The sequence below is a fragment of the Nocardioides oleivorans genome (assembly GCF_004137255.1).
GTDB classification, from domain to species: domain Bacteria; phylum Actinomycetota; class Actinomycetes; order Propionibacteriales; family Nocardioidaceae; genus Nocardioides; species Nocardioides oleivorans.
The window spans coordinates 2,770,049-2,783,239 of sequence record NZ_SDWT01000001.1; the positions used below are offsets into that span (position 1 = coordinate 2,770,049).

Sequence of the window (13,191 nt, forward strand, 5' to 3'; positions counted from 1 at the left end):
TTGAGAAGATGTCGCCATGCGCGTTCACCTGGGATCCGACCACGCCGGCCTCGAGCTCAAGGACCACCTCACGACCTGGCTGGTCGACCACGACCACGAGGTCGTCGACCACGGTCCGTTCGTCTACGACGCCGTGGACGACTACCCCGTCTTCTGCCTCCGCGCGGGCGAGGGCGTGGCCGCCGACCGGGCCGAGGGACTCGACAGCCTCGGCGTCGTCATCGGCGGCTCGGGCAACGGCGAGCAGATGGCCGCCAACAAGGTCACCGGCGTCCGGTGCGCGCTGGTCTGGTCCGAGGAGACGGCCGTCCTGGCCCGCGAGCACAACGACGCCAACGTCGTCTCGGTCGGCGGCCGGATGCACTCGGTCGAGGAGATGACCCGCTTCGTGGAGGTCTTCCTCGCCACGCCGTTCTCCCAGGACGAGCGCCACGTGCGCCGCATCGGCCAGCTCACGACCTACGACGAGACCCGCGAGCTGCCGCCGCTGCCGGAGTCGGCGCTCCGGGGCACGGTCGAGGGCCGACCCGAGCAGGACGGGAATGCCTGAGGGCCACACCCTCCGCAAGCTGGCCGACGACCTCACGGCGGCGTTCGCGGGCCGCACGGTCCGGGTGACCTCGCCGCAGGGTCGCTTCGCCGCCGACGCGGAGCAGGTCGACGGATCGCGCCTCCTCGCGGCCGACTCGGCGGGCAAGCACCTCTTCGTCGAGCTCGACGGCGAGCGGTGGATCCACGTCCACCTCGGCCTGATCGGCCAGTTCGACGTGCACGAGCACGTGACCGAGGTGCCGGAGCCGGTCGGCGCCGTCAGGCTGCGGCTGGTCAGCGTCGACGGCGACCCGCGCGGGACGTCGTACGCCGACCTCCGCGGCGCCATCGTGTGCGACCTCATCGGTCCGACCAGGCGCGCCCAGGTGCTGGGCAAGCTCGGCCCCGACCCGCTGCGCCACGACGCCGACCCCGACCTGGCGTGGCGGCGCATCTCGCGCAGCCACAGGCCGATCGGCGACCTCCTGATGGACCAGGCCGTCCTCGCCGGCGTCGGCAACGTCTACCGCGCCGAGGTGCTCTTCCGGCACCGCATCCACCCGCTGCGCCCCGGCAGCACGCTGCGCGTGGGCCAGTGGCGTGCGATGTGGGACGACCTGGTCGAGCTGATGGCCGAGGGTGTGCGCACCGGGCGCATCGACACCGTCCGGCCCGAGCACACCCCCGAGGCGATGGGTCGCGACCCCCGCAAGGACGACCACGGCGGAGAGGTCTACGTCTACCGCCGCACCTCGATGCCCTGCCTGGTGTGCGGCTCCGTCATCAAGACTGGGGAACTGGTGGGGCGCAACATCTTCTGGTGCCCCCGGTGTCAGCCGAAATTCCGCTCCCGGGCCGTACGATCTGGCACAACGACCGGGACCTAGGGAGGGAGCTCGGCGATGAGTTCTTCCCTGGAACGTCACCCGAGCCGGCTGGCACGGGCCTTCGACCGCGCCTCGTCGCGCCTGGTCCCGCGTGGGTCGCGCATCGTCACGGGCCTCACCCTGGTCACGGTGCTCGTCGGCGTCGCGATCTGGCAGGCGCCCGACTTCGTCCCGCTCGTCAGCCTGCTCGTGCCGCTCGTCGTCTCCAGCCTGGTGCTCGGTCCGCGCCAGCTCCAGTGGTTCGTCGTGTTCGTGCTGCTGGTGCTCGCGGTGGTCGTGCCGACGCAGGTCGTCGGCCCGCGGATCATCAGCGCCGTCGTCATCATGTTCGCGATCGGGTTCATCCTGCTCGTGTCGTCGTTCCGTCGCGCGCGGCTCGGGGTGGCCGGCATGCAGGGCGAGATGATGTTCGTCGACCTGCGCGACCGGATCCTTCGCCAGGGCGGCATCCCCGAGCTGCCGGACCAGTGGTACGCCGCCGCCGAGCTCCGCTCCGCCGGAGGTACGCCGTTCGCGGGCGACTTCGTCGTGGCGACGGAGGTCGACGGGCGTCTCGAGGTCGTCGTGGTCGACGTCTCGGGCAAGGGACAGGCCGCCGGCACGCGGGCGCTGCTGCTGTCCGGCGCGATCGGCGGCCTGCTCAGCGCACTGCCGCCGTCGGACTTCCTCTCCGCCGCCAACACCTTCCTGATCCGGCAGGACTGGGACGAGGGCTTCGCCACCGCGGTCCACCTCTCGCTCGACCTCGCGACCGGTCGCTACGTCCTGCGGACGGCCGGTCACCCGCCGGCGGCCGCGCTGCACGCGGGGTCGGGGCGCTGGGAGGTCGTCGAGACCGAGGGACCGATCCTGGGCCTGATCGACGACGTCGTCTACGACGGCGTCTCGGGTCGGATGCTCCCGGGCGATGCGTTGCTGCTCTACACCGACGGCATGGTCGAGACCCGCACCCGTGACATCGGCCTCGGGATCGACCGGATGCTCGGGCAGGCCGAGCGGCTGCTGCGCGGCGAGTTCGAGGGCGGTGCCACCAGGCTCATCGAGTCGCTCGGGTCGCGCAACGACGACCGGGCCCTGCTGCTGGTTCACAGGCGCTGACGAGCGTGTGGCACCATGACTCCCGCACCGGCGGTCAACGCCGACCGGGGCGCGCGGATGTAGCTCAATGGTAGAGCCCCAGTCTTCCAAACTGGCTACGCGGGTTCGATTCCCGTCATCCGCTCCAGGCAGGCTCCTGGCCCCGATCCCGAGGCCGTCCGGGGCCGGCCTGGCGGGGCGTAGCGTAGTGGCTAGCGCGCCTGCTTTGGGAGCAGGAGACCGCAGGTTCGAGTCCTGTCGCCCCGACATGGACGTCCGTGCCACCCCGCTCGTGCGCTGCCTGCGCGCGCTGCTGCTGGCCGCGGTCGTGGTCGCCGCCGGGTCCGTCGCGCACGTCACCGCCGGTGGTCTGATGCCGGGCTGGCCCGGCCTCGCGGCGCTGTACGCCGCCGTGGCCGCCGCCGGCGCGCTCGTCCTGGGCCGCGAGGCGTCCGCACGCCGGCTCGTCGCCCTGACCGTCGGCGGCCAGCTCGTCGTCCACAGTGCGCTGTCCGCGATGGCCGGCCACCACGCGACCGGCATGGCGATGGCGCACGGCCCGCACGGCGGGATGACCCATCCCGGTGCCGGCACCGGGACCGTCGTGCCCGCGTGGCTCGGGCACGGCGTCGAGGACATGCTCGCCCACCCGTTCATGGCGGTCCTGCACGTGCTCGCCGCGACCGCGGTCGCGCTCTGGCTCGCCGTGGGGGAGCGCGCCCTCTTCTCGCTCGTCCGGCTGGCCCGGTGCGGGGCGCGCGGGGCCCTCGCGCGGGCCGCGCTGGCGCTCGGCCTGCACCCCGTCGTGCTGCGCGGCGTCCCCCGCGTGGTCGGCGTACGTCGCCACGAGGAGGGTGCGCTCCCGCTCCTCCCGGTCTGGTCGCGCGGTCCCGCGCGCCGCGGACCACCGCTGCTGCTCCTGCCTCACTGAGCCCGTCCGCCCGCCCGCACACGGCCCCGGACCCCTCGGGTGAGCGCTGCCACCCACCGCTCGGGCGACGCGAACGTCGCGCCGGTGCGGTGACACGTCTCTGTGCGAGGAGCACCCATGACCACCCTCCAGCGTGTGCGGACTGCCGCCGCGCGACCCCGGACGACCCCGTCCGGCCTCTTCCGCGCCTTCTGGCGCTGGCACTTCTACGCGTCCTTCGTCGTCGTCCCGGTCTTCGCGGTCCTGGCGGTGACGGGGTTGATCTACCTGCTGCGGTTCCAGCTCGAGCCGCTGATGCACCCCGACCTGATGCGGGCCGAGGCACCCGCCGGTCAGCAGCTGCCCTACGTGCTGTCCGACCAGCTCGACCTCGTCCAGGCGGCCTACCCCGACGACGAGATCGGCCTGGTCCGCGAGGGTCGTGACGCCGACGACACGACCGCCTTCGCCGTCACGAAGGACGACGGCACGACGGTCGACGTCTTCGTCGACCCGTGGCGCGGCGAGGTGCTCGGCGAGCTCGACCCCGACACGACGCTGTCGGGCTACGCGATCCGGCTGCACGCGGACCTCATGGGCGGCGTGCTCGGCGACCGGCTCATCGAGGTCGCCGTCTGCTGGGCGATCGTCATGTCGCTGACCGGCTACTACCTGTTCTTCGCCGGCCGCAAGGCGCGGCTGCGACGGCGTACCAAGAAGGCACCCGGCGCGAAGCTGCGCAGCCGGCACGCCCTGATCGGCTCTTTTGCCGGGGTGGGCCTGCTCGCGATGGTCGTCACAGGCCTGCCGTGGACCGGCTTCTGGGGCGCCAAGGTGCAGGAGCTGGCCACCTCGCAGGGCTCGTCGCTGTGGAGCCTCGACCACGGAGCGCAGTCGAAGCCGGGCTCCCGGCTCGACGAGTCGCTCCCGCACAGCCATGCGGTGCAGGACGTGCCGTGGGCGCAGGGCGCGACCGAGGTGCCCTCGTCCGACCCCGACGGTGCGCTGGGGTCGGTGGCCAACGTCGACACCGCGGTGGTCGTGGCCGAGCGGGAGGGCCTGACCCACCCGATGACGGTCGTGCTGCCGAGCGGCGAGGACGGCGTGTTCTCCGTCATCGGCGACGCCTTCCACGACCCCAGCCGCGAGCGGACCGTGCACGTCGACCGCTTCTCCGGCGAGGTGCGCTCGCAGTACGGCTTCGACGACTACCCGCTGGCGGCGAAGGCCGTCGCCCAAGGGATCGGCTTCCACGAGGGCCGCAGTCTCGGCCTGGTCACCTTCTGGTTCGCCTTCCTCTTCTGCGTCGCCGTGCTGGTCATGTGCGTGACGGGCCCGCTCATGTGGTGGCGCCGTCGTCCCGCGCGCAGCGGCTCGGTCGGGGCGCCCCGCGGGAAGATGCCGATCCGGGCCACCTGGTGGCTCGCGGGAGCGCTCGTGGTGCTCGGGATCGTGCTGCCGATGTTCGGCGTGACCCTGCTCGCGGTGCTGCTGCTCGACCAGCTCGTGCTGCGCCGGGTGCCGCGCCTGCGGACGGCGTTCGACACGGTCGACTGAACCCGTCAGCCACACGCGTCCCGACGGTGCGTTCGACGGTGTGGGCGTGATTCGGTCAGCGCCCACACCGTCGATAGACTGACGAGGTTTGCGGCTGCCCGGAGCAGCCCCCATGCCCACTTGCACCAGGAGACATTTGTGAAGAGCGCCGTCGAGACCTTGAGCCCGACCCGGGCCAAGCTGACCGTCGAGGTGCCCTTCGAGGAGCTCAAGCCGAGCCTCGACGCGGCGTACCAGAAGATCGCGAAGCAGATCAACGTTCCCGGCTTCCGCCGCGGCAAGGTCCCGCCGGCGGTCATCGACCGCCAGGTCGGCCGCGGTCCGGTCCTGGACGAGGCGATCAACGCCGTCGTCCCCCAGCAGTACATGGCCGCGCTCCAGGAGCACGACCTCGAGCCGCTGGCGCAGCCCGACATCGAGGTGACCCGCCTCGAGGACAACGACGTGCTCGAGTTCACCGCCGAGGTCGACGTCAAGCCTGACTTCGAGCTGCCCTCCTACGACGGCATCGAGGCCAGCGTCGAGGACATCGAGATCTCCGACGGCGACGTCGACGAGCAGGTCGAGGCCCTCCGCGAGCGCTTCGGCACCCTCGCCCCGGTCGAGCGCGCCGCCGCCGAGGACGACTTCGTGACCATCGACCTCGTGGCCGCCAAGGACGGCGAGACCGTCGAGGGCGGCGAGGTCACCGGCATGTCCTACAAGGTCGGCCGCGGCGGCATGATCGACGGCCTCGACGAGGCCCTGGTCGGCCTGTCCGCTGGCGAGGACAAGACCTTCGACTCCGAGCTCGTCGGTGGCGACCTGGTCGGCGAGCCGGTCCAGGTGACCGTCACGGTGACCGCCGTGCAGGAGCAGCAGCTCCCCGAGTACGACGACGAGTTCGCCCAGCTCGCCTCCGAGTTCGACACCGCCGAGGAGCTCACCGCCGACGTGCGCGAGCGCCTCGGTCGTGGCAAGCGCCTCGAGCAGGCCGCCGCCGCGCGCGACGCCGTGCTCGAGGCCCTCCTCGAGAAGGTCACCATCCCGCTCCCCGAGGTGATGGTCACCGACGAGCTCAACGCCCGCCGCCAGAACGTCGAGCAGCAGCTCATGATGGCCGGCATCACCATGGAGAAGTACCTCGAGGACGAGGGCCAGACCCAGGAGGAGTTCGAGGCCGACCTCGAGCGCCGGGTCCGCGACGCCGTCGCTGCGCAGTTCATCCTCGACAAGATCGCGAAGAAGGAGGAGTTCGCCCTCGACCAGGCCGAGCTCTCCGAGCACCTCGTGCGGCGCGCCCAGCAGTCCGGCCAGGACCCGCAGGAGTTCGCGAACCACATGTTCGAGCACAACCACATCCCCGAGCTCGTGCAGGAGATCATGCGCGGCAAGGCGCTCGCGACGATCGTCGAGGCGGCGACCGTCAAGGACGCCTCGGGCAACGTGGTCGAGCTGAAGAACCTCCGCCCCGACGGCACCATCGGTGAGCCCGAGGCCGAGGCTGCCGACGAAGCTGCCGACGAGGCTGTCGACGAGGCTGTCGACGAGGAGAAGGCCGACGCCTGACCTGCTCCGAAGCGTCATGGACGGCGTCCACCCCGCGGGGTGGACGCCGTTCGTCGTTTCACGGATGTGGACGCAGGTCCAGACCACGTGCGAGCACCACTGACAACACCCGGTCCACGCTGGGAGTCTCCCGAGAACTACTCGGAGCGGACTGTCGTGGGGGTCGTCGTGGGATCTGTCGGGGGAGTGCGCGCGCGTGCGCGCCGGTTGGTCGTTCGTGCGGTGGGCGCCGTCATGGTCGCCACCGGCCTGGTGGCCGTCGTGCCCACCGGTCCGGCTGGTGCGGTGGAGTGGTGGGAGAGCTCCCCGACGGCGACCTGGTACGACGGCCAGGTCAGCTACAGCTCGGTGCTGAACTGCTTCTCGGTGATCCAGGGCAGCCCGCTCTACGAGAACGGCGTCGGCGCCTACATCGGCTACCTGGCCGACCCCGACAACGCAGGAGGCCCGAAGCCCGTCGTCAACGACAAGACCTGGATCCGCTACCGGGTCTACGGCATGGGCAACCCGTGCACCGGCGGCAGCTACTTCCGGCCGAAGTTCTACCTGCCGCAGGGCTGGTCGTGGGACCGGACCCGTCAGATCGCGTGTGCCTACGACGGCTCCGGTGGCTCCGCACCCCAGGCGAACTGCCCCGGGTGGGACCACCTGCAGGAGAACGCCGACCACACCGTCGGGGATCCCTACTGGAACAACGGCTCCGGCCAGGGCGGAGGCCTCTGGGGAGTCGCCCAGGGCCACTACTGGGAGTTCCAGCTCCCGGTGAGGGTCGGCCCCAACGCCCAGTCGGGTGTCGTCCTCGACGCCCACCTCGACGTCGCCGACGGCAACTCCAACCCGCAGATGCTGCTGCGGACCAACAACGTCTACGTCTTCAACGGCACGCCGGGCGCCAACAACGTCGGCGTGATGTACGACCAGCCGTCGTCGTACGACCAGGCGACACTGCCCTTCTCCCCGGGTGGCCCGACGAGGTACGGGATGCTCTCCGCCTTCCAGGCAGTCATCGCGGGTCGAGCGGGATCGGCGAGGTTCGAGATCAGCACCAACCCGAACATGACGCCCGTCCTGGGGTCGGAGTCGTTCAGCTTCGCGGCCAGCCAGTTCCCCGGCTCGGTGAAGGCCATGACCGACTGGGCGGACGCCGGCGTCACGCTGCAGCCGGGCGTGACGTACTACTGGCGCGGCAGCATCCTCCCGACCAGCGGCGCGCCCGCGGTCGGCGAGGTCCAGTCGTTCAGGCTCAAGTCGGGCGGCGGCGTCGACGCCACGTCCCTCGGCGCGACGACCTCCGGCGGCGGCGTGGGCACAGGCTCCGGTGGAGTGGGCGGGGGCGTGATCACGCCGATCCCGCAGCCCACCCCGCCGACCCCACCCGTCCCGAACCCGCCGGCTGCCCCGACCGCCACCTCGACGGTCCCGAAGTCCGCGCAGGCCAGGAAGGGCGTCGTCGTCTCGCTGACCTGCACGGCCGCGTGCTCGGCGAAGGCGTCGGCCACGGTGTCGAAGAAGCTCGGCAAGAGGCTCGGGACGACCACGCTCGGCTCGGCCAGGGGCTCGCTCGGGGCGGCCGGGAGCACGAAGCTCACGATCAGGCTGTCGAAGAAGCTGCGCGCGAAGCTGGAGCGGGTCGGCTCGGTCAGGGCGACGGTGAAGATCACCACGACCGTGGGCGGGACGTCCTCCACGACGACGGCGAAGGTCACGGTGAAGGGCTGAGCCCGGGCCCGGGCGGGTTCAGGCGGGCTCGGTGTCCGCGAGCACGTCGAGCGCGTAGCGGGCGATGCCGGCGCGCTGGTGGGCCCAGCGGTCGAAGGCGTCGCGGAAGTCGTCCGTGACACCGCCCGCCGCAGTCAGTGCCGCTTCCTCCTGGAGCATCTCGGTGGGCAGGCTCGGCAGGCCGTTGAACAGCATCAGGCTGACCGCGTGGCCGCGCCGGACCTCGGCCAGGGGGACGTCCAGGCCCTCGTCGGCCAGTCCGGCGGCGTACGACTCCACGCACGCCGTGGCGCGCTCGGGCAGGTCGGCGACGTCCTGCCGTCCGAGCTGGACGTCGCCCACGAGCAGCTGGGAGAGGTCGAAGCCGACCGGCTGCGGACGCCAGAAGCCGAAGTCGATCAGCGTGAACCCGGGGTCACCCTCGCGGCGCAGGAGGTTGTTGGGGCAGGCGTCGCCGTGCGCGGTGAGGTGGCGCGCTGCGTCGAACTCCCGGGCCAGCGCGTCGAGGCGCCGCGCCGTCGCGGTGAGTCCGTCGCGCAGGTCGCCGAAGTGCGCGGCGATCGCGGGGTGCTGCCAGGTGGTGTCGTCGTGGAGCCCGGGCAGGACGGTGAAGGCGAGCCGGCCGGCGACGAACGACTCGATGTGCCACGGCTGCGGGTCGATCCGACCCAGCGGCTCGACCGCGGCGCTCGCCGACAGCCGGCCGAGCAGGCGCGCGGCGCGCACGCTGTCGTCGTACGTCCACGGGACCGGGTCGGCCGCGACCGCCTCGATCCACACGACGGCCGTCTCGTCGGGATGCTCGACGACCCGGAGCCCGCGCGGCATGTCGAGGCCGTCGGGGAGCCGGTCGGCCAGGTCGGAGGCGTAGAGGAGGGGTTCGGCACGCCACGGCACGGCAGCGGCCGCCCACTCGCCGATCTCGACCGGGACGTGGGCGAACGCGGGGGAGTGGCGCCAGCTGTGCACGCGCTTGACGAAGACCGTGAACGGCCGGGGACCGTCGCCCGCGTCGGCGTGGCCACGCACCCAGGTGCGTGCGCCGGTGAGGATGGAGGGGACGTCGTAGTCGACGCGCTCCGCTTCGGAGTCGAGCAGAGTCACCGAGGCGACGCCCCACAGGTCGGCGACCATCGCCTCGAGCTCGCCGTCCGGGACGTCGTCGTCCCCGAGCAGCTCGCGCCGCGCGGGGCCCGACGCGGTTGCGAAAGTTGCTTTCATGGTCTGAAAAGGTAAGTTGCTTTCATGACTGGTGTCAAGAGGCTCCCGGCCGCCGAGCCGCACCTGCCGATGCTGATGGGCCTGGTGTTCGAGCAGCTCCGTGAGCGCCTCGCCGAGGACGCCCCGGAGCTGCGCCCGTCGCAGCTGCGGGTGCTGGAGTGGCTCCCGCCGGAGGGCATCACCATCAGCGAGCTCGCCGAGTGCGTCGACATGACGACCCAGGGCTGCGGTCAGTTCGTGCGGCAGCTCGCCGCGCTCGGGATGGCCGAGGTGGCGGTCGCCGAGCACGATGCCCGCGCCAAGGTCGTACGCCTCACGCCGTCCGGGCAGCAGGCGCTCGACCGCTCGACCGCCGTGCTGGCGGCCTGCGACGAGGAGTGGGTGGCGCGGGTCGGGGCCGAGCGCTACCGGGTGTTCCGCGAGGTCCTCGAGGAGGTCGCCCTCGGGTGAGTCGCGGACCGACCCCGGCGTGGCCGGCCGTGGTCGGACGGCTCCTCGCGGCGGACGCGTCCCGTCCGTGCCCGCGAATCCGCTGTGGGCGAACAGGGTGGGTTTACGCGTGGTTGTGTCCGACCTTCCGGCTAGTGTCGCCAGCGTGAACCAGAACTCCAGCCCAGCCCTCTCGCCCGAGATGAACGGCGCCGGTGGGATGAATGGCCTCGATGACCACATCTACCAGCGCCTCCTCCGTGAGCGCATCGTCTTCCTCGGCTCGGAGGTGCGCGACCAGAACGCCAACGCGATCTGCGCCCAGCTCCTGCTGCTCTCCGCCGAGGACCCGGAGGCCGACATCTTCCTCCACATCAACAGCCCCGGCGGCTCCGTGGACGCCGGCATGGCGATCTACGACACGATGAACTACATCCCCAACGACGTGGCGACCGTCGGCATGGGCCTGGCCGCCTCGATGGGCCAGTTCCTGCTCTGCGCGGGCACCAAGGGCAAGCGCTACGCCCTGCCCCACGCGCGGATCATGATGCACCAGCCCTCCTCGGGCATGGGTGGCTCCGCCTCCGACATCAAGATCCAGGCGCAGCAGTCGCTGCACATCAAGAAGGTGCTGCTCGACCTCATCGCCGAGCACACCGGCCAGACGGTCGAGCAGGTCGTGACCGACGCCGACCGTGACCGCTGGTTCACCGCCGACCAGGCCCTGGAGTACGGCCTGGTCGACAAGGTCATCACGAGCGCCCGCGAGGCCGCTGACGAGGGCCGCCCGGCCCGGACGAAGGACTGACTTGCCATGAACTACTACATCCCGCAGTGGGAAGAGCGCACCTCCTACGGCTTCCGTCGGATCGACCCCTACGCGAAGCTCTTCGAGGAGCGCATCATCTACCTCGGCACGCCGATCAGCGACGACGTGGCCAACGCGGTCATCGCGCAGCTGATGTGCCTGGAGACGATGAACCCCGACACCGACATCAGCATCTACATCAACAGCCCCGGCGGCTCGTTCACGGCGCTGACCGCGATCTACGACACGATGCGGTTCATCAAACCCGACGTGCAGACCGTGTGCCTGGGCCAGGCCGCCTCCGCGGCCGCGATCCTGCTGGGTGCCGGCGCCAAGGGCAAGCGCATGGCGCTGCCCAACAGTCGGATCCTGATCCACCAGCCCTACACCGAGGGCACGTTCGGCCAGACCTCCGACATCGAGATCCAGGCCAACGAGATCCTGCGCATGCGTGAGCTCCTCGAGCAGATGATCGCCGACTCGAGCGGCAAGTCCGTCGAGGAGGTCAGCGCCGACATCGAGCGCGACAAGATCCTCACCGCGCAGCAGGCCGTCGACTACGGCCTGATCGACGCCGTGATCGAGTCCCGCAAGGGCACGCCCGTCCTCGCCTGAGGCCTGGCTCGCTCCGCATGAATTTGTTGCCTCGCGACATCCCGTGTCCGGCCCCCACCCGGGGCCGGCACGGGGTACCGTCGTGAGGCCCGTGGTGAGATACCGGGACCCCCACCCGGCGAGACTGGAGGACACGACCCGTGGCACGAATCGGTGACGGCGGCGACCTGCTCAAGTGCAACTTCTGCGGAAAGAGCCAGAAGCAGGTCAAGAAGCTCATTGCTGGACCCAACGTCTACATCTGCGATGAGTGCATCGAGCTGTGCAACGAGATCATCGAGGAGGAGCTCGCCGAGGGCTCCGAGGTCAGCCTCGAGGAGCTGCCCAAGCCCCGCGAGATCTTCGAGTTCCTCAACTCCTACGTCATCGGCCAGGAGCACGCGAAGAAGTCGCTGGCCGTCGCGGTCTACAACCACTACAAGCGCGTCCAGTCCGGCCTCCAGCCGGTCTCCGGCAAGGCCAAGGACGACGTGGTCGAGGTCGCCAAGTCCAACATCTTGGTGATCGGCCCGACCGGCTGCGGCAAGACCTACCTCGCCCAGACCCTGGCGCGGATGCTCAACGTCCCGTTCGCGATCGCCGACGCCACTGCGCTGACCGAGGCCGGCTACGTCGGTGAGGACGTGGAGAACATCCTCCTCAAGCTCATCCAGTCCGCCGACTACGACGTCAAGAAGGCCGAGACCGGGATCATCTACATCGACGAGATCGACAAGGTGGCCCGCAAGGCGGAGAACCCTTCGATCACGCGCGATGTCTCCGGCGAGGGCGTGCAGCAGGCGCTGCTGAAGATGCTGGAGGGCACGACCGCGTCGGTGCCCCCGCAGGGCGGTCGCAAGCACCCCCACCAGGAGTTCATCCAGATCGACACCACCAACATCCTCTTCATCGTGGGTGGTGCCTTCGCCGGGCTCGAGCAGATCATCGAGCAGCGCGTCGGCAAGAAGTCCCTCGGCTTCACCGCCGAGGTCCGCGGCGCAGCCGAGCGCGAGTCCGACGACCTGCTCGCCCAGGTCCGTCCCGAGGACCTCACCAAGTTCGGCCTGATCCCCGAGTTCATCGGTCGCCTGCCGCTCATCGCGAGCGTGAGCAAGCTCGACCGCGAGGCGCTCGTCCAGATCCTCACCGAGCCGCGCAACGCGCTCGTCAAGCAGTACCAGAAGCTCTTCGACCTCGACGGCGTCGAGCTCGAGTTCACCCCCGACGCCATCGACTCGATCGCCGACGCCGCGCTCGAGCGCGGCACCGGCGCCCGCGGCCTGCGCGCGATCATCGAGGAGGTCCTCCTCTACGTGATGTACGACGTGCCCTCGCGCGGCGACGTCGCCAAGGTGATCGTGACGCGCGAGGTCGTCGAGGACGACGTCGCCCCGACCTTCGTGCTGCGCGAGGCCGAGGGCCGCAAGAAGAAGTCCGCCTGACCCTGGTCCAGACCGGTTCTGGACCAATTCGGCGAACCCGCGTCATGCCCGGGTGATCGGGCCGTCTTGTTGGCATGTGGGCGGAACCAATGGGCAGCGGCTCGAAGCGACCTTTCGTCGGATTCGCGCTCGTGGCGCTCCTCTGCGTCGTGCTGATGTTCTTCGCCCTCGGCGCAGGCTGAGCGCGACCGCAGACCGTCGTCGACCCGGGCGTGGGGGCCAGTGTCGACGGCGGTCAGTGGCGCGCCCCGACGTCGTACCCCCGCTGCTCGAGCGGTGAGTGAGCCACATTCGTGGCCGCTCCGATGTGGGTACGACACCGCCCGCCCGCGCGTCGTACCCGACTCGCCGCGGGGGCGGTGCGTGAACCACATTCCGAGGCGGCCGGAGGTGGCTCACTCACCGCCCGAGCGCACGCGGCGGGGTCGAGCGGTGGCCGACGGGCCGGCACGCGAGAACCCCCCTCGC

At 70.8% G+C, this 13,191-nt stretch carries 12 protein-coding genes and 2 tRNA genes; 13 read left to right on the plus strand and 1 reads right to left on the minus strand.

Translation table 11 applies throughout. The features are described from left to right. Positions 1–16: 16 nt before the first annotated feature. The 9 genes from EUA93_RS13280 (at position 17) to EUA93_RS13320 (ending at position 8,229) form a co-directional block, all read left to right on the plus strand. Positions 17–550: a ribose-5-phosphate isomerase gene (locus EUA93_RS13280; RefSeq protein ID WP_129400566.1), complete on the plus strand. Its 534-nt coding sequence runs from the start codon at positions 17–19 to the stop codon at positions 548–550. Then, entirely contained in the window at positions 543–1,418 is an 876-nt protein-coding gene (locus EUA93_RS13285; protein ID WP_129400567.1) for an Fpg/Nei family DNA glycosylase, read from the plus strand. The genes EUA93_RS13280 and EUA93_RS13285 overlap by 8 nt, the downstream gene beginning before the upstream one ends. Positions 1,419–1,433: 15 nt before the next feature. Beyond that, entirely contained in the window at positions 1,434–2,516 is a 1,083-nt protein-coding gene (locus EUA93_RS13290; protein ID WP_129400568.1) for a PP2C family protein-serine/threonine phosphatase, read from the plus strand. Positions 2,517–2,569: 53 nt separating this feature from the next. After that, positions 2,570–2,643: transfer RNA gene (locus EUA93_RS13295), tRNA-Gly, on the plus strand. A 46-nt stretch (positions 2,644–2,689) separates the two neighbouring features. Further along, positions 2,690–2,762, plus strand: a tRNA-Pro gene (locus tag EUA93_RS13300). A gap of 1 nt (position 2,763) precedes the next feature. Further along, complete coding sequence (locus EUA93_RS13305; protein WP_129400569.1) at positions 2,764–3,426, plus strand: hypothetical protein; 663 nt, start codon at positions 2,764–2,766, stop codon at positions 3,424–3,426. A 117-nt stretch (positions 3,427–3,543) separates the two neighbouring features. Further along, entirely contained in the window at positions 3,544–4,962 is a 1,419-nt protein-coding gene (locus EUA93_RS13310; protein ID WP_129400570.1) for a PepSY-associated TM helix domain-containing protein, read from the plus strand. Positions 4,963–5,100: 138 nt separating this feature from the next. Next, on the plus strand, positions 5,101–6,510 hold the full coding sequence (gene tig, locus EUA93_RS13315; protein ID WP_129400571.1) for a trigger factor: 1,410 nt from the start codon (positions 5,101–5,103) through the stop codon (positions 6,508–6,510). A 222-nt stretch (positions 6,511–6,732) separates the two neighbouring features. After that, positions 6,733–8,229 carry a hypothetical protein gene (locus EUA93_RS13320; protein WP_129400572.1) on the plus strand — a complete coding sequence of 499 codons (1,497 nt, stop codon included), beginning with the start codon at positions 6,733–6,735 and terminating at the stop codon, positions 8,227–8,229. 18 nt (positions 8,230–8,247) lie between these two features. Here the strand turns inward: EUA93_RS13320 and EUA93_RS13325 are convergent, their stop codons facing one another. Beyond that, entirely contained in the window at positions 8,248–9,450 is a 1,203-nt protein-coding gene (locus EUA93_RS13325; RefSeq protein WP_129400573.1) for a phosphotransferase, read from the minus strand. 24 nt (positions 9,451–9,474) lie between these two features. Here EUA93_RS13325 and EUA93_RS13330 point away from each other — a divergent pair, with 24 nt between their 5' ends. From EUA93_RS13330 to clpX, 4 genes are all read left to right on the plus strand, one after another. Further along, positions 9,475–9,900: a MarR family winged helix-turn-helix transcriptional regulator gene (locus tag EUA93_RS13330; RefSeq protein ID WP_129400574.1), complete on the plus strand. Its 426-nt coding sequence runs from the start codon at positions 9,475–9,477 to the stop codon at positions 9,898–9,900. 199 nt (positions 9,901–10,099) lie between these two features. Further along, positions 10,100–10,687: an ATP-dependent Clp protease proteolytic subunit gene (locus tag EUA93_RS13335; RefSeq protein ID WP_275937889.1), complete on the plus strand. Its 588-nt coding sequence runs from the start codon at positions 10,100–10,102 to the stop codon at positions 10,685–10,687. A gap of 6 nt (positions 10,688–10,693) precedes the next feature. After that, positions 10,694–11,302, plus strand: coding sequence for an ATP-dependent Clp protease proteolytic subunit (locus EUA93_RS13340; protein WP_129400575.1), 609 nt, complete (start codon positions 10,694–10,696; stop codon positions 11,300–11,302). 140 nt (positions 11,303–11,442) lie between these two features. Continuing rightward, positions 11,443–12,723, plus strand: coding sequence for an ATP-dependent Clp protease ATP-binding subunit ClpX (clpX, locus tag EUA93_RS13345; RefSeq protein WP_129400576.1), 1,281 nt, complete (start codon positions 11,443–11,445; stop codon positions 12,721–12,723). The last annotated feature ends 468 nt before the right edge of the window (positions 12,724–13,191 follow it).